Below are 19,838 nucleotides of genomic sequence, written 5' to 3'. Positions count from 1 at the left end.
TGCTGGAGTCTGTACATTGTTCTTTTGTAGTAAAGAGGCGCATTATGATGGAATTATCTAAATGTAATGAAACTGTGAAAGTGTCTGTAGGTATCGATGTTTCAAAAGGACATAGCACGGTTTCTTTTTTTCGTGAAGGAGACAAGTCTCCGTCGAAGCCATTTACGATTAATCATGACTTACCGGGCCTCAGGTTTTTGGAGAGAAAGCTTGACCAGTATAAGGCTAATGGTACATTGAGAATCTACATGGAATGTACCGGTCGATACCACCTCGGCCTTGCGAGTAGTCTTCAGAAGGATGGATATACCGTGTATACGGTGAATCCGAAGCTTCTTGCAGACTTCCATGGCGATTCCCTCCGTAAACCGAAGACAGACTCGATAGATGCGCAGAAAATTGCAAGCTATGGAATTCAATACTGGAATACAGAGAGGAGACCTTTTAGTCAGATGGATTCTAAAAGAGAATGCCTCAAAGAATGTGAGCGGCAGTACAAACTATATACTGATGAATGTGTGACATTTACCAATAATCTGCTGTCCCTTACTGATCTCACCTGCCCAGGAGTGAACAAGCTGTTCTCAAGCAACCCCAATCAGAATGGACACTTGAAATGGGTAGATTTTGTGAATACCTGGTGGCATGTTGACTGCATCAGAAAAATGTCTATGAATGCATTTTCTAACCGGTATTGCAAATGGTGTCAGAAGCATGGTTATGAATTCAGTGAAGATAAAGCTGAAGACATCATGAACTGGGCAAAAAAGGCACTGGCTGCTATGCCTAAGAGCATGGATATAAAGAAAACTATACAGATAGCAGTCAATGCAATCAATGAACTCCTTGAGACTATCCAAGATACCAAGAAGCATATGAACCAGCTGGCATCACAGCTCCCGGAATATCCGGTAGTCATGAAAATGGACGGTGTTGGTGAGGTAACGGGTCCCATCATTATGGGGGAATTGGGAGATGTTACCAGATTCGCCAAGCGCAGCCAGATAACTGCGTTCGCCGGTGTTGACCCCCAAAAGCATGAATCAGGTGACGACAAGCCGAAAAGCTCTCGAGCTACAAAAATCGGATCACCGGAACTTCGGCGGGCATTATACCTTATCATGACATCAAAGCTGGCCAGAAAACCTCAAGGAGACCGGGTATATGACTTTATAGTGAAAAAGCGCAATTAAGGTAAGAAATATCTCGTTTATATGACAGCTGGTGCGAATAAATTTCTGAGGATCTATTACGGTACAGTACGTGATTATATGCAAAATAAACAGAATTCATCGTTTATTCAGGATAAGACGTCAGCAGGTCAGATGAATGTATCCAAAACTGCGTAAAAAGTCATATAGCACAGATTGGGTGAATCATGTAGTCTAAATCAGGTCAGGGCAGTTTTCCATGCTTTTATCTGATTTAGTCTCACATGGCCCCATGTAGTCCAAGATGGCGTAAGAGCCAGTTTAGCGGCATTAGGCTGAATTACTGTAGAAATTAATATAAGCTAAATTATTCCCACCTGAAATGGTGGGCTTTTGGCGTGTAGCAAACAGAGCCAAAAAAATTTACAAAAAAAGGCTTGACTTTATGTTAGCAGGCTCTCGACTCATCGTAGCTGTAGCGATTTTTGACAGCACCGTCACTACTCCGCTTGCCACCGCTCGAGATGACGATAAAGGTATGGATTCACACGGATGATAGCGGTTTTACGGAGGGAAAATCAAAAGGCGGCGCAGTATAAATTGTGCGCCGCCACCTTCCCCTCGGGCGAAGCCCGTTCCCCCTGAGCCACATTGCCCGCAGGGCATTACCCCTTAGCCACTTCTCACCATTCATGGCTTACACCCAGCCGTCAGAACTGCCTTAGAACCCATCACCATCTCTCAGCCCGGTGGGCACCTCTCTTCTGGGAAGAGAGCCTACTGTAGAGTCAATTGCTCGTTTTTGGGACAGAGTCTTTAGGAATCCACCTGCGGCGAAAGCCGCTGATCCCCCTTATGCCCCCGGTGCGAAGCATCCACAACCAGGTTGGCGAGCGGAGCGATGCCAACCCACCACCCTTATGAACCATCCACCGGTCTGGGGAATCAGTTATCCGACATATCCCGCGGCGAAGCCGCTGGTGTGTTTCATAAGGCGACGCTTCCGACTATTTCACTCCCCTATGTGATTAAAAGCCCGTCATAGGCATTTACCAGAGAGATCTCTCGACTCTTCGTAGCTGTAGCGATTTTTATATACACGGTCATTTGGCATGATCACACCGCTCGAGATGACGGGGTGTGGGTAATGTCAATAGAAATGGCAACATAGTTGCGAATCTACTCAATCTCGGTCTCGACCTCGATCTCACTAGCGCCGCCACGTTCCCCTTGGCCGCAGGCTGATACCTCGGTCTCAATCTGATCAAAAAAGCTGTGAAGAAAGTTCTTCACAGCTTTTTGTATGCCCTTATTCCCCTTCCAGTACCTCTACTGCCTTCTGCAGCACGTTGTCTGTGGAAGGACTGAAGAGGCTTCCGGTCTGTTCTACCGGGATGTCCGGGGTAATGCCTACTTTATTGATGGACCGGCCCAAGGGGGTCTTGTATTCGGCGATGGATACTTTCACCGCCGTCTGGTTGCCCTGGTCGAAGACCGCCTGCACCGTGCCTTTACCGTAGCTGGTTTCACCGATGATGGTGCCTTCTTTCCGGTCCTGCACGGCACCCGCCAGGATTTCCGAGGCGCTGGCACTGTTCTTGTCGATGAGGACTACCATGGGCATGGGGTTCTCCACCCCTTTCACTTTGTACACCTTGCTGCCAATGGCTTTAGCATGATAGCTCACTACGGTGCCGGGAGTGAGGATCTGGTCCGCAATGGCCACCACCGAGTCGATCATACCGCCGGGATTCATGCGGACGTCAATAATCAGTTTTTCACAGCCCTTTTCTTTAAGTCCTACCAGGAGCTTTTTGAATTCATCCGGCGTGTGGCGGCTGAAGGAGAAAATATGGATGTAGCCGATATTGTCCTTCACCATGCGGCTGGTGACCGTGGGCAGGGAAATATTGGACCGGGGGACGTCGAAGGACAGGGTCTCCCCGTCCCGGAGCACCGTCAGTTTTACCTGGGTGCCGTTATCGCCACGGACTGTCTGGGCGGTGCCGGTGAGGCCCAGTTCGCTCACATCGGTACCGTCGACGGAAAGGATTTCATCTCCCTCTTTCAGCCCAGCCTCTTCGGCAGAGCTGTCAGGGAAGACATTGAAAATACGGATTTTCGAATTCCCGTCCAGGCCCATGACTACACCGATGCCGCCGTATTCCCCGCTGGTGGATTCCATGAAGGACTTATAGTCATCCCCCGCCAGAATCTTCGTGTAGGGATCGTCCAGGCTGTCCATCATGCCGGAGGCCGCTCCTTCCCAGAGGGCGTCTTCATCGATGGGGCGGAAATAGTTGGCCTTCACCATGGTGTAGGTCTTCAGAAAATGGAAAAAATCCAGCGGATGACCGCCCGTGAGGAGGGCGGCTCCGCCGAATGTAATTCCTGCGCCGCCGATGATCACGGCGGCGGCATAGGATGAGATTTTTACAAGAATCTGCTTCTTTTTTTCGTTCATTACAGATACCCCAGGGGGTTAACCGGAGAACCGTTCACATCCACTTCGAAGTGGCAGTGCGGTCCGGTGGAATTACCGGTGGAACCGGCATAAGCGACTACCTGTCCCTTGGATACAGACTGTCCTTCGCCTACCGCCAAAGACTGGTTGTGGCCGTAAAGGGTGGACAGTCCGCCGCCATGGTCAATAATGACTGCATTGCCGTAACCGGAAATCCAGCCTGCATAGACCACGGTGCCGCTGTCCGCCGCATGGATCGGCGTGCCATAGTCTACACCGATATCGATACCGGCATGGAAAATGGTAGTCCCGAAAATCGGATGGGTACGATAACCGAAGGGAGACGTGATGGGACCACTGCAGGGCCAGCCGAGGGAGCCGGTCCCCTGTACGTAGCCATCATCGCTTCCTCCGCCACTGCCGCCTCCATCGTCGGAAGCAGCCTGCTGCTGGGCTGCCTGCCGCGCTGCTTCTGCAGCGGCCAGGCGCTGCTGGATCAGGTTTCTGACCTGGTCCAGCTGGGAGTTCAGGTCTCGTTCCATCTGGGCTGCGGCGGCCTTATTGTTCTTCGCTGCGTCCAGTACTTTCTGCTGTTCCGCTTTCTTGGCGGCGATTTCTTTCTGCGTCTTTTCCGCTTCCGCTGCCAGGGCATCCAGCTGTTTCTTATCTTCTTCCAGCTGGGCCTTCTTGGCTTCAATAGCGGCCTTCTGTTTCTGGATTTCCAGGATCAGGCTGTAGTCCGAATGGATGACCCGCTTCAGGAGTTCCAAGCGGTTTGCAAAGTCCGAGAAGCTGTTGGCACCGAGGATGACTTCCAGGTAATTCAGCTGGCCATGCATGTAGATGGCCCGGACCCGGCGGTTCAGCACTGCCTGCCGCGTCTTCAGGTAAGCCTCGGCTTTGGCAATGTCTACCTTTGTCTGTTCAATCTGGGCGTTGATCTGGGCCTGCTGGGCCTGGATGCTCTTCAACTTAGCCGTTGCCGCATCCAGGTCTGCCTGGATACTTTTCAGCTTGGCGCTCACATCCTGGATGACCTGTTCCCAGTTTTCCTGCTCCAGACGGGAGGAATCGATCTGACCCTGGAGGTCCTGGACCTGGTCGTCCAGGTCATCCGCATGGACCGGGGCATACAGGGCGCCTCCGCCAAGTACGATGGAGATGGCGAGGGCAGCCAGAATAGATTGGGATTTTTTCATGCTCTCTTACACCTTCATATACTTGCGAAGGGAAATGGTACTGCCCAGAATCCCGATGATAATACCGGCCGCCAGGAGAATAGCGGTGAGGTAGCCCACGAAGGGCCAAAGCGGAATCATGGGGATGAATACAAGGCCCGCGCTCACCAGTTCCGAAAGTACTACCTTGTATCCTTCCCAGAGGATAAAGGCGGCAATGCCGGAACCGATGCAGCCGATGACCATACCTTCGAAAATGAAGGGCCACCGAATGAAGCCATTGGTGGCTCCTACGTATTTCATGATCTGGATCTCCCGGCGCCGTGCAAATACGGTGAGCCGGATGGTATTGGAAATAATGAACAGTTCTGCTCCCGCCAGGAAGACGATGAGGATAATGCCGCCGATACGGATGACCTGGGCCACCTTATAGAGCTGTTCGATAATGTCCTGGCCATACTGGACGGAATCCACTTCCGGGTACTTCGCCACAATGGCCGCTGCGTTTTTCAGGGCCTGGGGATTGGCAAAGGACGTGGAATAGGAAGCAGGCAGCGGGTTGCCGTTGATGGCATCCAGGATGCCCTGCTGGTCTCCCAGGTTTTTCTTGAAATCAGCAAAGGCCTGGTCCTTGTTCTTGAAGGAAATAGATTTCAGCTCAGGCTGGGCCTTCAGCTTCTTGCCCACCCCCATGACCTGGTCCGTAGTAAGACCATCCTTCAGGTATACCGTCATTTCCACCTGGCTTTCCAGGTAGGTAGCCATGTGGTTGATATTCAGCACGGCACAGAGGAATACACCCAGGATGAACATGGACAGGGTCACTGTAAGCACAGAGGCAATGGCCATGAATTTATTTCGGAAGAGGGAATGGAATGTCTCTTTCCAGAAATAACCAAAAGAACTAAACATGTAAGTGGTATCCCCCTTTTTCCTGGTCCGCGATGATACGGCCGTCTTCAATGTTAATGACCCGCTTGTGCATGGCATTGACCAGGTCCTTATTGTGGGTCACCATGATGATGGTGGTGCCCATGTGGTTGATCCGGTTGAAGAGCTTCATGATTTCTTCCGAAGTCACCGGGTCCAGATTGCCCGTCGGTTCATCGGCGATGAGAAGAAGGGGCTGGTTCACCAGGGCCCTGGCGATAGCCACCCGCTGCTGTTCCCCACCGGAAAGCTTGGACGGAAGCTCCTTTGCCTTATTCCGAAGACCTACAAGGTCCAGAACGTTATTCACCCGTTCCTTGATTTCCCTGGACTTCGCTCCGGTCACCCGGAGAACGAAGGCAATATTTTCAAATACCGTCTTTTCAGAAAGAAGGCGGAAATCCTGGAACACGATGCCAAGGGTACGCCGATAATAGGGCACCTTGCTCCGTTTCAGTTTCGTAATATTGATACCATTGACGACGACCGTCCCCTGTTCCGGCACCAGTTCATGGGTGAGCACCTTCACAAAGGTGGACTTACCGGCGCCTGAGGGGCCTACAACGAATACGAACTCCCCTTTGTCTATGTGGATAGAAATATTTTTGAGAGCTGTATGTTTGGAGTCATACTGCAATGATACCTGGTCAAAAGTTATCATTCAATCCTCACTTTCTAGTGATGTAAATAGAAATAGCGGCTTCGCCGCCATGAGATGGAGACCGAGGTCGAGATCGAGAGCATCCGCCTGCGGCGCTGGAGTGGCCAAGGGGCGTGCGAACGTGTAGGGGCATTGAGCCTTCAGCCTTGAGCCTTGAGCAGAATAGCCGCTTCGCGGCCGAAAATGACCACAACAGCAAATAGCTCCAGATGAGTTATCCCGTACCCATGCAGCCCCTTAGAGAAGGGGCGCGGCAAAGCCGCAGGATGGATTGCCGGGATCGTTAACAGCTGCATGTGAAGAGCTGGGTAAGCAACATCATCTGCTTCGCAGAACCCGCCCTTCGGGCTGCCGCCGTTTGGCCTATAAGGAAAGCGCTTTTATGTGCAGGCTAAGCGCCTTTTGTACTCAGGCCAAACTTGGAAGTCCTCTGTGGGCATCCTGCAGAGGATGCCCAAGCCGGGCTCATCAGCGAGCATAGCCTGCACATTAAGCGAGCACCTTAGAGCCCGGCCGAAGCACTTCCATCTCCAAGGGGGCACTTGCTGTCCGGAAGCCTCGCTAGAAGTTTTAACGTTCCAAATGAGCTATCCAGTACCCATGCAGCCCCCTAGAGAAGGGGCGCGGCAAAGCCGCAGGATGGATGCGGCGCAGCCGCTGATCACCTAGCCACTAGCTACTATAGTAAACGACATTAATTACTTTATTTTAAATCAATGCATCTATGTGCTATACTTCAATTGGAGGTACAGTACATATGAACAATCGAAAGTATCACACTGATCCGGAAGAACTTTTGAGACAAGGTAAGGAGATTATGTCGTCTACTGATGACGCCAGGTTCCATTTCAGAGTATTCTCCGTAAACATGGTTCTATCCGGTTTGTCTGCTTCCCAAATCAGTAAATTAGCTGGTGTAAGCAAGATGACAATTTCATCCTGGGTAAAAATTGCTGATGAAAAGGGCTTTGACGCACTTAAATTAAAAGGGCACAAAGGCCGGCCCTCAAAGCTTACCAACGGGCAGCTAAAAGAAATCAAGCAGGCCCTTACTTCCGAGCCAAAACAATACGGCTACAATGTCTGGGATGGGCCGAGCTTGTCTGACTATATCAGTAGTAAGTACAACACTACGCTAAGCGTTAGACAATGCCAACGTCTATTTCACAGTCTGGGCTTTTCCCTTATCCGCCCCCAACTATATCCATCCAAGGGATACGAAGATACGGATGCACGAATTGCCTTTAAAAAAAATCGACGAAGTAAAAGCAGACAGTACCGCAATTCTGACATTTCAGGACGAAGTGCATTTCCAAATTCAGACTACAATTACACGTGGATGGTATGAAAAAGGCAGTGCACCTAAGGTGAAATCATTCCCGGCACGTTTCAAGTCTCCTTATAGTGGGTTTGTTATCCCAGAAACCGGAGAGTTATTTACGACAAAGCCGGAGAAATTCAACTATGAGACCACAATAGCCTCTATTCGTGAGTTCTTGGCTGCAAAACCGTTGCCGGAAGGCAAGCATTATGTTCTGGTAATGGACAATGCCCCTTGGCACAAAAAGGCCTATCGACTAATTGCTGTAGAAAAGCGGCCAGAATATGCGGATATATCAGATAAAATTACAATTTTGATGCTTCCTCCCTATTCACCTGATCTGAATCCAATCGAACAGGTTTGGAGAAAAACCCGCAGAGAATATACACACAATCGTTTCTTTGCAACCTTAATGGAACTTATGGAAACAGTTGAAAAAGCATTCGAGGCTTGGAAAAAGCCAAATAATCAGCTTCGAACCCTGTGCAGCTTTAAATAAAGTTATTTTTGTCGTTCACTATAGCTACTAGCTACTAGCCACTTTCCAACGGCGCAGCGCGGGGCCTCAATTCTCAAAACTCAATCTCAATTCTTTTTCTGAACCAGCTTCTCCGCTTCTTCGGCGATATGTTCTGCTGTGAGGCCATAGACTTTCAGCAGTTCATCGGCCTTACCGGACTGGCCGAAGGTGTCTTCTGTGCCTACCATGGCCATGGGGCACGGAGCGTTCAGGGCGAGTACTTCTGCCACAGCGCCGCCGAGACCGCCTTTTACTGTGTGTTCTTCACAGGTCACAATGGCACCGGTTTCTTTAGATGCTTTGATAATCGCTTCTTCGTCAATCGGTTTAATGGAGGCCATGTTGATGACCCGCGCGGAAATACCTTTCTTGAGAAGGGCATCATGGGCTTCTTTGGCCTTGGCCACCATAATGCCGCAGGCAATGATGGTTACATCGCTGCCTTCGCACACTTCATAGCTCTTCCCGGGCTGGAAGGTATAGTCTTCCGGCATGATATCATCCACTTTGGCCCGGCCCATGCGGATGTACACGGGGCCGTAATAGGAAGCGGCCCATTTTACGGCAGCCTTTGTTTCAGCTGCGTCTGCAGGAACGATAACCGTCATGTTCGGAAGTGCCCGCATGAGGGTAATGTCTTCCAGCATCTGGTGGGTAGCTCCGTCTTCCCCTACGGTGAGGCCCGCATGGGTAACGGCTACCTTCACGTTCAGTTTCGGGTAGCAGATGGAATTGCGGATCTGTTCATAAGCCCGGCCGGCGCCGAATACGGCGAAGGTAGAGGCAAAGGGAATCTTCCCAGCTGCTGCCAGCCCTGCCGCTACGCCCATCATATTGGCTTCGGCAATCCCCGTATCAAAGAAACGGTCCGGGTAGGCCTTGGCGAAGACCTGGGTCTTCGTGGAGGCAGAAAGGTCTGCGTCCAGCACCACAATATCCGGATTTACAGCGCCCAGTTCTTTCAGCGCTTCCCCATATGCATCACGTGTTGCCTTACCCATCACTGTGCCTCCTCTACTGCTTTAATGAAACGTTCACATTCTTCTTCCGTAGGAGCCTTGCCGTGCCAGCCCACTTTGTTTTCGATTTCCGGGACGCCCTTGCCTTTCACCGTCTTCATGACGATCATGGTGGGCTGTCCTTTGACAGTCTTTGCTTCTTCGATGGCATCGTGGAGGGCAGCAAAATCGTGTCCGTTCACTTCGAGTACATGCCAGCCGAAAGCTTTGAATTTTTCACCAATCGGCAGGGAAGACATAACTTCCGTAATGGGTCCGTCGATCTGGAGGCCGTTGTTGTCCACGAAGGCAGTCAAATGGTCCAGTTTGTAGTGGGCCGCGTACATGGCTGCTTCCCAGACCTGGCCTTCTTCCAGTTCCCCATCCCCCAGGACGGCATACACCCGCCAGGAGGCATTGTCAATTTTCGAAGCCAGGGCCATGCCGCAGGCAGCGCTGATGCCCTGTCCCAGCGAGCCGGTGGTCATATCCACGCCGGGGGTGTGTTTCATGTCCGGGTGCCCCTGGAGCATGTGGCCCGCCTGGCGCAGGTGGTTCAGTTCTTCCATGGGGAAATAACCCTTATCTGCCAGGCACGCATACATGGCAGGAGCCGCATGGCCCTTGGAGAGGACGAGCCGGTCCCGGTCAGCCTTGTGGGGATCCCTGGGATCCACGTTCATTTCCTTGAAATAGAGGAGTGTCAGAAGGTCTGCCACCGACAGGGAACCGCCGGTGTGGCCGGAATTGGCCTTCGTAATCATTTTCAGGATATCAATGCGCACCTGTTTTGCTTTGTCCTTGAGGGCAGCGATTTCTTCAGTGGAAAGGTGACTCATCAGTTTTCCTCCTTTTGTTTAACCAGATTCTTCAATATTTCTACATTCTGCAATGCCTGTTTCCTCAGGTCATCTACCCTGTCCCAGGTCTCCGGATCATGGGGGGACGTGAGAAGGTTACACGTATCATTATACAACTTCTCACCGTCCATGTGGGAGACAGAACAGGCCGGTTTCCGGTCGATGAGGGCCAGGAAATTATCAATCTTCGGGTCATAGGAAATCCCGAGGAACGGTACATGCATGAGGGAAGCAAAAATGAGGGCATGGAGGCGCATACCGAGAAGGCCGTCCATGTTTCCGATGAGGGACATGAGTTCATCGATGGAGTAATCGTCGGGGAGGATATACACATGGTCCCCAAGGGCGCCGATGGACTGTGCCGCCTTCACATCCTCCGGATGCTGCATGGGGATGAAAACGATAGAATAGCCTGCTTTTTCCAGTTTTTCCACGCAGATTTTCAGCTTTTCCATCCAGCTGCCGGCGCCATCCCAGTAGCGGATAGCGATTCCCACTTTTTTACGGTCCTCCGGCACATGGTATTTCTGAAGGATTTTCTTTCCCAGTGACAGGTCCGCCGGCGAAAGGGACAGCACTGCATCGGCGGTGGTGTAAATCTTCCGCTTCACCCCCAGCCGCTGGAGGAATCCCTTGGACTCCTTATCCCGCACGGTGATGGCATCCACATGGTTCAGCACATGCTTCAGGATAATGCGGATGGCCCGGTACCGCACGGGGCCGATGCCCTGGGAATAGAGGAATACCTGTTTCCGGAAAAACACACCTATCGTAATGATGGTGAGGTAATAAATCATACTCTTCCAACTCGTCACATCCTGCAGGAGGCTGCCGCCGCCGCTGATGAGAAGGTCCGAATGAAAAAGGGCGGACAATATGGAAGAAATGGAAAATCGGGGCACCGCCCGAACGCCAAATGCCCTGGCCGTGGCCCCAGGGTTTCCGGAAATCACGGTGATCTCGGGATCATCGAATGTTTTCCGCAGGGCCTGGAGGATAGCCGTCAGCATGGCTTCATCACCGGCATTATTGAACCCATAATACCCGGAGATGACGATATTATACTTTGCCATATCTTTCTCCGAAGTACTTGGTAATGCGCACGAGGATCATGACGGCAATGAGGGCGGCAATCATGGAAAGACTGCCGGCCGCCAGGCCGTCGAGACCTCGGATGAGGCTCAGCATGTAGGGGCTCCGCATGTGGGCAAAGGTTTCCACCATGGATCCCTGGCCGATGGTGACTGCCAGGATGAGGAAATAATGGAGAATCTGTGGCCATTTCCGATAGAGCGCTGCCAGGGAGAGGAGCACCGCGGGATGGCCGAAGAGGAATTCCTTCTCCCGGGGCCGGGCATACATAAGATTTTCCAGGAAACGGCGCAGGGCGATTTCAAATCCCGGCACCGGAGCGCCGTTGTTGCCGCTGCGGCCGATGAAGACAAAGCCCACAATGGCCAGGAGGCCAAGGCCCACGAGGAGGCCAAGACGGATCTGGACGCTGCAGAACTTCTTCACGAACCGGATGAAGTCCTTATCCGAAGACACCACCTGTCCGAAGAAGGGGAACTTCTGGATATAGATGATGGAAATGAGAATTACCGGCATGAGGAATGTCACTTTCACGCCACGGAAAATCTGCATTTCCAGAAGGAACCGGATATCTCCCAGAAGGCCGCTCACCATGGCGGCACAGGCCAGGGAAAGGATGCCGGCGCACCAGAGCACCGCCAGGGATTCGAGGAACAGTTTCCCCCACCCCACGTCTTTGAAGGCGGTGTCCTTTTTCTTCACGCAGTAATTCAGGAAGAGTGCCACCACCACCACCGGCGTACAGATGGCGGTCCCCAGGGCCAGCATCTGCAGTGGCAGGATGGAGTGCATTACCCAGAACATCCCCTGGGTCACAAGAAGTCCCAGGATTTCCAGGACATACACATATTTTTTAAGGTAAGGAATGAGGAGAATGACCGTCAGCACCACCAGGGACAGGGCACCCACCATGGTAAGGCTCCGGAGGATATTCCTCGGGAACCAGGCATCCATGACAGAAGCCTTTCCTACGGTGAAGCCGTGGTTTTCCAGACGTTCCGTGACATCAGCAATGTAGGAGGCATTGGTCTCGGACAGGGTCTTTCCTTCCAGGGGGAACTTGTAGGACGGGAACAGATTCATCCGGATATTCCGTTCGATATCGGAAATATAGAACCGGGATGCCGCTTCCCTCGGATCCAGCTTGATCAGTTCATCCTTGGACATGGCGTAGAGACGGACCACGTCGTAGTTCGAGAGAGTGGCCATTTCCACATTTCCCGACTGCCGCTCGAAGCCGAGCTGGCTCTGGGCTTCAATGAGGGCCATGGGAATGTGCCGTTTTTCCAGTTCACCGGAGAGATACTTCAGGTAATCCTTATATCCCAGCACTTCTTTACCCTGGAAAATGACGGCGCTCACCTTATCCGAAGAGTCCAAAGCCTTCAGGAACAGGTCCACATAGGCCTTTGTCACGTGGGCCTGGTTATTCGGCCGCAGCACCACGTACATGCCATGGGTGGAGGCATCCTTCACGGACTGCTGGAACACGCCGAGAGGCATGGTCATGAACTGGTTGTACACCGCATCCACTTCCAATGTCTCCACGCCGTTCACAGTGATGGTCTTCACATCGTCTTTGTCCATGACGAGAGCCAGGTGTTCCTTTGCTTCATCGAAGAAGGCCTTGCCCTTATCATTCATCACCGGCTGGATATAGATTTTATTATAGGAAATTCCTTCCACACCGGGATTCCGGAACGCAAAATCGCTGCCCCGATAGGCCCGGAGGAAATCGTGGTTCACCAGTTTTTCCATGGTCTCGTCGTACACAGCCACCGAGGTGACACCGCTCTTTCGATACAGGTCAAAGAGGGCGTCCGGAGATTTCTTCTCCACCGCCGCATTGTCGATGATATTGTAATAGTCGTATACATTTTCCACGGTGCTTGCTGCCGATTCCACATGGCTACGCTGCAGGGAAATAATCCCTGCAGCGATGATGCCGATGAGAATGAGGACAGTGAGCACCTTCCAGGCGCTGTTCTGTATGCCCCTCATATAGTTCTCCCCTATTATTATGCCTTTGCTTTTGCCTTAAACTTATTCATCTTCAGGTATCCTTCGATGAAGGGATCCAAATCCCCATCCATGACACCCTGGATATTCCCCGTTTCCACACCGGTGCGGTTATCCTTTACCAGTGTATAAGGCTGGAAAACGTAGGAACGGATCTGGCTGCCCCATTCGATGGCCTGCTGGTCCCCTTCCAGGGCAGACACTTCCTGTTCATGTTTCTTCATTTCATATTCATAGAGCTTGGCCCGGAGGAGGCGGAGGCACTGTTCCTTATTCTGGAACTGGCTTCGTTCATTCTGGCAGGCCGCCACAATGCCCGTAGGAATATGGGTCATGCGGACCGCGGAACTGGTCTTATTGATGTGCTGGCCGCCGGCACCACTGGAACGGTAGTAGTCCACCCGCACATCGTCCATGTTCAGGTCCACCTGTACATCGTCGTCGATTTCCGGCATCACGTCTACAGCAGAGAAAGAGGTATGGCGCCTCTTGGCCGCATCAAAAGGAGAAATGCGGACCAGCCGATGCACGCCTTTCTCGGATTTCAGGAAACCGTAGGCATACTTGCCTTTTACCATGAATTCGGCACTCTTGATGCCCGCTTCATCGCCGTCAAGACGGTTCAGTTCTTCCAGCTGGAACCCTTCCGCCTCCGCCCACTTCATGTACATGCGGATCAGCATTTCCGTCCAGTCCTGGGCTTCCGTGCCGCCGGCACCGGCGTGGAACGTGAGGATGGCGTTGTTGGCGTCGTACTTGCCAGACAGAAGGAGTTCGATTTCCTTCTTGTCCATGATTTCCTTCACTTCATTGATTTCCTTCGCGATTTCCGGTTCCATGGACTGGTCGTCTTCTTCAATGGCCAGGTCCAGGAGGTCCTTCAATCCCTCCGCCCGGTCAAAGAGCTTCGTGTAGGTCTCGTAGGCATCCTTTGCCTCCGTGGCTTCCTGGGAAATCTGGCGGGCCTTTTCTGCATTGTCCCAGAATGTGGGGTCACTCATCTGAACGTCGTAACTTCTGATACGTTCCTTCAGCTGAGGTAAGTCAAAGTGAATCCCTTATTTCTTTTTCATGACTCAGGAGTTCGGTTAAGGTTTTTTTCAAATCTTCCAGCATTCTGAATAATCATCTCGCTTTCGGTAATATAGTTACATAGTTTTTATTAGTAAAATTGACATAATACGTGACAGATCGAGGTCGAGATCGAGACCGAGGCGAACCGCCTGCGGCGTATGTGGCCGACTGGCATGCGAACGGGTGGGGCATTGAGCCTTCAGCCTTAAGCAGATCAGCCGCTTCACGGCCACCCACCGGACACCCCTCCACCGCAAGCGGTCCCCCTCCCCTCTAAAGAGGGGAGGTTATCAACATGATCTACCTCCCCCATCTATGGGGGAGGTGCCCGAAGGGCGGAGGGGGGCTCTCGCTAAAGATGCAGTAAACGTTTCCTGCAATAGCCGCTAAAGACCGCCACAGCAGTCAATAGCTCCAGATGCGCTATCCCGTACCCATGCAGGCCCTTGGAGAAGGGCCGCGTCAAAGCCGCAGGATGGATGCGGCGCAGCCGCTTGACCCTTCGATCTCGGACTCGGTCTCAAAAACTCTTATTTCTTCTCATCCGCTGCTTCCGGCGGGTTTTCGTCTACGTAGTGGGCGGTAGCTCCTTTGAGGTGGTCTTCCGCCTTCGGGGCTTCCCGTTTTTCCAGGTGGGCCCCTTCGTCGGTGGCGAAGCGGATCTGGATATGGTAGAGGTAGAGCACGATGGTCTCAATCATGGACTGCTGCATTTCTTCGAAGATATCGTAGGCTTCCACCTTGTATTCCACGATCGGGTTTCTCTGGCCGTAGGACCGGAGGCCGATGCCTTCTTTCAGCATATCCATGTCATCCAGGTGTTCCATCCACTTGGAGTCTACCACCTTCAGCATGACCGCTTTTTCCAGTTCCCGCATCATGGGGGAACCGATGGACTTTTCCCGGGCTTCGTAGGTTTCATGGGCCACGGTCTTCAGCTTGTCTTCTACTTCTTCCCGGCTCATGTCTTCGATTTCATCCAGCGTAATATCGCCGGGAGCCAGGAAATACTTTTCGCTGTACTTCAGGAGGCCTGCGAAATCCCATTCTTCCGGATAGAGTTTCGGGTCCGCATATTTTTCCATTCCCTTTTCGATGATGGTATCCACCATGCGGAGGACCTGGTCCTTCATGTTTTCCCCTTCCAGGATCTTCCGGCGCTGTTCATAGACCACCTTGCGCTGCTGGTTCATGACATCGTCGTATTCCAGGACGTACTTACGGATATCAAAGTTTCTGGCTTCCACCCGCTTCTGGGCTTTCTGGATGGCGTTGGAAACCATTTTGCTGTTAATCGGTTCATCTTCATCAAGGCCCATCTTTTCCATGAACTTCTTGATGTTGTCACCGCCGAAAATACGGAGCAGGTCATCTTCCAGGGACAGGAAGAACTGGCTGGATCCCGGGTCCCCCTGACGGCCGGCACGGCCGCGGAGCTGGTTATCAATACGGCGGCTTTCGTGACGTTCGGTGCCGATGATGGCAAGACCGCCCAGTTCAGCTACCCCTTCGCCCAGCTGGATATCGGTACCACGGCCGGCCATGTTGGTGGCGATGGTGACAGCACCCTTCTGGCCTGCCAGGGCCACGATGGCTGCTTCTTTTTCATGATACTTCGCATTCAGCACGGAATGGGGAATCTTTGCCGCATCCAGCATGTGGGACAGTTCTTCGGACTGTTCGATGGATGTGGTACCGATCAGGATCGGCTGGCCCGTAGCGTGGCGGCGCTGGACTTCCTTCACCACAGCCCTGTACTTGCCCCGCTTGGTCTTGAAGACCACGTCCGGCAGGTCTTTACGCTGGATAGGCTTATTCGTCGGAACCTGGAGAACCGGGAGTCCATAAATCTTGATGAATTCCTGTTCTTCCGTCTTGGCGGTACCGGTCATGCCGGCCAGCTTGTCGTACATTCTGAAGTAGTTCTGGAAGGTAATGGTAGCCAGGGTCTGGCTTTCTCTCTGGACTTCCAGACCTTCCTTCGCTTCGATGGCCTGGTGGAGGCCGTCGGAGTAGCGGCGGCCGTACATGAGGCGGCCTGTGAATTCATCGACAATGACCACTTCCCCGTCCTTCACTACGTAATCCTTATCCCGCTGCATCATAGTTTGGGCACGGAGGGCCTGTACGAAGAGGTGGTTCAGTTCCAGGTTTTCCGCATCGTATAGGTTGTCCACGTGCAGCATTTTTTCCATCTTCGCCACGCCTGCTTCCGTAGGCGCCACGGTCTTCTGCTTTTCATCGATGGTGTAGTCCTCATCCTTCTTCAGGTTCGGCACCAGTTTTGCCATGAGGTAGTAGTTATCCGTGGATTTCTGGCCGGGACCGGAAATAATCAGCGGCGTACGGGCTTCATCGATGAGGATGGAGTCCACTTCATCGATGAGGCAGTAATGGAGGGGCCGCTGCACCATCTGGTCCAGGGAGGTGACCATGTTATCACGGAGGTAATCGAAACCGAATTCGTTGTTCGTTCCGTAGGTAATATCGGAATTGTAAGCGATCTTTCTCTGCTGGAAATCCAGGTCATGAACGATAAGGCCTACAGACAGGCCGAGAAATTTATACACCTGGCCCATCCATTCACTGTCTCGTTTGGCCAGGTAATCATTCACCGTAATGACGTGGACGCCCTTGCCTTCCAGGGCATTCAGGTAAACCGGCGCCGTAGCCACCAGGGTTTTACCTTCGCCGGTGCACATCTCGGCAATATTGCCCCGATGGAGAATGATGCCGCCGATGAGCTGCACATCGAAGTGACGCATACCCAGTACACGGCGGGATGCTTCACGGATGACGGCAAATGCTTCCGGCAGGAGATCATCCAAAGTTTCTCCCTTGGCCAGCCGCGCCTTGAATTCATTGGTCTTGTTGGCCAGGGAAGAATCACTGAGTTTCTTCAGTCCGTCTTCCAGCGGATTGATCTGCTGTTCCACGATTTTGCGGATCTTCTTGATTTCTTTTTCATTCGACCCGTTGAACAGCCTGTCAAAAAACTTATCAAACATTGAAACAACTCCTTATGCAAGTTTCATAGACTTAACGAATTCCAATACAGAACACATCTAGTTTATTTTAACAAAACAGGCCACCATAGTCAAAAAAGGAGCGGGAAAAACCGCTCCTTTTCTGTAAAAATTATGCAAATTTTTATTTATTCGCATCAATGAGGCCATACTTGCCGTCATCCCGACGATAAACCACAGCCATGGCATCGGTGTCGGAATTGAAGAACATGAAGAAATTGTGGCCCAGAAGGTTCATCTGCAGGATGGCTTCTTCCGGAGACATGGGGCTGATATTGAAGTGCTTTGTCTTCACGATTTCAAACTCCGAATCCGCAGCAACCGGCGCCGGTTCCTTCTCCTGGATGAAAGCAGGACTGAAGGTATGTTTTTCCTTGAACCGTTTTGCAAGACGGGTCTTATACTTGTGAATCTGACGTTCTACCTTGTCAAATACCAGGTCAATGGACTTGTACATGTCATCGGACTTTTCAACGCCACGAAGAATGACACCGTCCACGAAAACCGTGACTTCGCAGGTCTTTGTGAGATTGGAAATACGAAGGAGAACATTAATTTTGATGGGTTTATCAAAATATCTCTGAATCTTGCCTGTGTGTTTTTCTACATAGGAATGCAGTGCGTCAGTGATTTCCAGATTTTTTCCTCTAACCGTTAATTCCATAACGAAATCCCCCTTTCTTGAATAAGCGGAATGCTTATCCTTCTATAATTATTATACTATATTTCGCCTAATAATCAATCACCCTATCTATGAAATTCAGCTTTCATTTAAAACGTTTATCAGTACTTAAAAGTATAGAAATGATTAAATGTGAGATGAAAGATCGAGACCGAGACCGAGATTGAGATCGAGATCGAGATCGAGATCGAGGATTGCAGCGGCTCCGCCGCAGTCGGGATCCTAACGACTCTGCCCAAATAACGTAAGAATGACTCAGCACGAGGCCCCTTCCTCGGGGAAGCAAGCGAGCTGGAGTTACAGCAGCGAACACAATTTGAAGGAGCGCCAGCGACGCACAAATTGTCGTGAGTCGCTGATAGCCGTGCTGTAGTGAGCGTTAGCGAGCGAAAATCCAGTGAACCCTTTCCCAGCGAAGTCGGGCAGGGGCTCCCCACGGGGCTGGGGTTAGCTGACGGAAACTGATGGAAGCGTCGCAGGCGGACCCTCTATCGTCTATCATCTATCGTCTAACAGCCACACCGCCAATCATCGTATGTGGCACTGACCATCCGGCCAATGGGCCTGTCCAGCTCAAGGCTCAAGGCTCAAGGCTCAAAGCCCCACATGTTCGCACGCCCCTCAGCCACTGGACCCCGCGGCGAAGCCGCTGGAGATCTAGACCTAGATCTAGATCCAGGCCTTCAGGGCCTTTGGCCCATCCCCCCTCAATCTCGGCCTCGAACTCGATCTTACTTATACTCCTCCCTGTTCACTTTTCCCTTCACCGGCTTGCCGTCCATGAAGGCCCGGATATTGGTGAGGGCATTCTTCAGGGCTTCCTTATAGGCGGTGCTGCTCATTTCTGCGTTGTGGGCGCTGCCGATGACGTTGGGGAATGCCAGGAGCGGGTCCCCTTCTTTCGGCCAGTCCTCGCTTTCCTGCCACCACACGTCCATGGCCACGTGGAAGTTTGGATTTTCCTTCACATGCTGCAGCAGGGCTTCATGGTCTATGAGGGCCGCCCGGGCCACGTCCACGATCATGGCGTCTTTCTTCATGAGGGAGAGGATGTGTCCATCCACGAGACCCTCCGTTTCCTTCGTGCAGGGCATGGCCAGCACCAGCACGTCCGCCTGCCGGACCGCCTCTTCCCACCGGTCCATGGTGAAGGATTCCGCCAGGAGGGAAGACTGCGGCTTATGACGGGAAATGGCCATGAGCTTTGGATGGAAGGGAGAGAGCACTTCCGCCACCGCCTGGCCGATACCGCCAAATCCGGCAATGAGCACCGTCTGTTCGGAGAGCAGTTTCTGGTGGTACCCCAGGATGTGGAAATCTCCCGCCCGAAGGTCCAGGAGCTGCTCCCGGAGGCACCGGTTCAGGGCGATAATCATGCCGCAGGCGGACTCCGCAATCCCCCTCGCCCAGCCGCCGGAATTACAGTAGAGATGCATCCCTTTGGGCAGCACCGAAAAGTCAAGATGGTCCACGCCGGTCCTCGTGGTCTGGACCATCTTCGGCCGGTCCAGGAGGGCCAGTTCCTCCTTCGTCAGATCCCCCACCAGGTTCCGGGAAAGGACAATGTCCGCCGCCGTAAGCGATGATATACGGTCCTCAGGATTCATATCCTCCAGCCAGTCAATGGTACAGTCCGGAAGCATCCCCTCCACCAGGGAACCCATGGACTTTCTGATACGAGCAGAAACAGCAATACGCATAATGGTCTCCTTTCTATGGCACGCCAGTGTCTTGTCGCAAATATATTTGTATGAATGATTACCGTTGACCAGGGTGGATAAATGCAGCAGCTAACAGGCATTAAATATATCAGTTGCCACCCCACCCCGTCATCTCGAGCGGTGGTAAGCGCCGCAATGACG

At 52.2% G+C, this 19,838-nt stretch carries 15 protein-coding genes; 3 read left to right on the top strand and 12 right to left on the bottom strand.

Features of this window, described 5'->3' with window-relative positions; genetic code table 11:
* Positions 1–44 precede the first annotated feature (44 nt).
* Complete coding sequence (locus tag ACFWUL_RS05165) at positions 45–1,193, top strand: IS110 family transposase (RefSeq protein WP_416177997.1); 1,149 nt, start codon at positions 45–47, stop codon at positions 1,191–1,193.
* A gap of 1,267 nt (positions 1,194–2,460) precedes the next feature.
* On the opposite strand, the gene ACFWUL_RS05160 is transcribed toward ACFWUL_RS05165, so the two are convergent.
* The 4 genes from ACFWUL_RS05160 to ftsE are packed head-to-tail and all read right to left on the bottom strand — an operon-like array spanning position 2,461 to position 6,384.
* Positions 2,461–3,615, bottom strand: coding sequence for a S41 family peptidase (locus ACFWUL_RS05160; protein WP_416177996.1), 1,155 nt, complete (start codon positions 3,613–3,615; stop codon positions 2,461–2,463).
* A complete protein-coding gene (locus ACFWUL_RS05155) occupies positions 3,615–4,814 on the bottom strand; it encodes a murein hydrolase activator EnvC family protein (protein WP_297022801.1) in 1,200 nt (399 codons plus the stop codon). Before ACFWUL_RS05155 ends, ACFWUL_RS05160 begins: the two co-directional genes overlap by 1 nt.
* Before the next feature lie 6 nt (positions 4,815–4,820).
* Positions 4,821–5,705, bottom strand: coding sequence for a permease-like cell division protein FtsX (gene ftsX / locus ACFWUL_RS05150; protein ID WP_297022804.1), 885 nt, complete (start codon positions 5,703–5,705; stop codon positions 4,821–4,823).
* Positions 5,698–6,384, bottom strand: a complete 687-nt coding sequence (ftsE, locus tag ACFWUL_RS05145; protein WP_296097471.1) for a cell division ATP-binding protein FtsE — start codon at positions 6,382–6,384, stop codon at positions 5,698–5,700. Before ftsE ends, ftsX begins: the two co-directional genes overlap by 8 nt.
* 724 nt (positions 6,385–7,108) lie before the next feature.
* On the opposite strand from ftsE, the gene ACFWUL_RS05140 reads away from it, so the two are divergent.
* Both ACFWUL_RS05140 and ACFWUL_RS05135 read left to right on the top strand, forming a co-directional pair.
* On the top strand, positions 7,109–7,732 hold the full coding sequence (locus ACFWUL_RS05140; protein WP_416177882.1) for a helix-turn-helix domain-containing protein: 624 nt from the start codon (positions 7,109–7,111) through the stop codon (positions 7,730–7,732).
* Positions 7,614–8,204, top strand: a complete 591-nt coding sequence (locus ACFWUL_RS05135) for an IS630 family transposase (protein ID WP_416177881.1) — start codon at positions 7,614–7,616, stop codon at positions 8,202–8,204. Before ACFWUL_RS05140 ends, ACFWUL_RS05135 begins: the two co-directional genes overlap by 119 nt.
* An 86-nt stretch (positions 8,205–8,290) precedes the next feature.
* On the opposite strand, the gene ACFWUL_RS05130 is transcribed toward ACFWUL_RS05135, so the two are convergent.
* From ACFWUL_RS05130 to ACFWUL_RS05095, 8 genes are all read right to left on the bottom strand, one after another.
* Complete coding sequence (locus ACFWUL_RS05130; RefSeq protein ID WP_416177995.1) at positions 8,291–9,226, bottom strand: transketolase family protein; 936 nt, start codon at positions 9,224–9,226, stop codon at positions 8,291–8,293.
* Complete coding sequence (locus tag ACFWUL_RS05125; protein ID WP_416177994.1) at positions 9,226–10,062, bottom strand: transketolase; 837 nt, start codon at positions 10,060–10,062, stop codon at positions 9,226–9,228. The genes ACFWUL_RS05130 and ACFWUL_RS05125 overlap by 1 nt, the downstream gene beginning before the upstream one ends.
* Complete coding sequence (gene csaB / locus ACFWUL_RS05120) at positions 10,062–11,156, bottom strand: polysaccharide pyruvyl transferase CsaB (RefSeq protein ID WP_416177993.1); 1,095 nt, start codon at positions 11,154–11,156, stop codon at positions 10,062–10,064. The genes ACFWUL_RS05125 and csaB overlap by 1 nt, the downstream gene beginning before the upstream one ends.
* Positions 11,143–13,176 (bottom strand): DUF5693 family protein, encoded by a 2,034-nt coding sequence (locus ACFWUL_RS05115; RefSeq protein WP_416177992.1) that lies wholly within the window; start codon positions 13,174–13,176, stop codon positions 11,143–11,145. Before ACFWUL_RS05115 ends, csaB begins: the two co-directional genes overlap by 14 nt.
* 17 nt (positions 13,177–13,193) lie before the next feature.
* A protein-coding gene (gene prfB / locus ACFWUL_RS05110; protein ID WP_363143116.1) for a peptide chain release factor 2 occupies positions 13,194–14,310 on the bottom strand; the annotation gives its coding sequence in 2 pieces (ribosomal slippage) (positions 13,194–14,240 and positions 14,242–14,310; 1,116 coding nt in all).
* A gap of 488 nt (positions 14,311–14,798) precedes the next feature.
* A complete protein-coding gene (secA, locus tag ACFWUL_RS05105) occupies positions 14,799–17,276 on the bottom strand; it encodes a preprotein translocase subunit SecA (protein WP_416177991.1) in 2,478 nt (825 codons plus the stop codon).
* 142 nt (positions 17,277–17,418) lie between these two features.
* Positions 17,419–17,958 carry a ribosome hibernation-promoting factor, HPF/YfiA family gene (hpf, locus tag ACFWUL_RS05100; RefSeq protein ID WP_416177990.1) on the bottom strand — a complete coding sequence of 180 codons (540 nt, stop codon included), beginning with the start codon at positions 17,956–17,958 and terminating at the stop codon, positions 17,419–17,421.
* Between the two features lie 749 nt (positions 17,959–18,707).
* Complete coding sequence (locus ACFWUL_RS05095) at positions 18,708–19,676, bottom strand: NAD(P)-dependent oxidoreductase (protein ID WP_416177989.1); 969 nt, start codon at positions 19,674–19,676, stop codon at positions 18,708–18,710.
* Positions 19,677–19,838 lie beyond the last annotated feature (162 nt).

The sequence above is a fragment of the Dialister sp. genome (assembly GCF_047832375.1).
Lineage (GTDB): Bacteria > Bacillota > Negativicutes > Veillonellales > Dialisteraceae > Dialister.
This window is presented reverse-complemented; position numbering and strand designations above follow the sequence as displayed.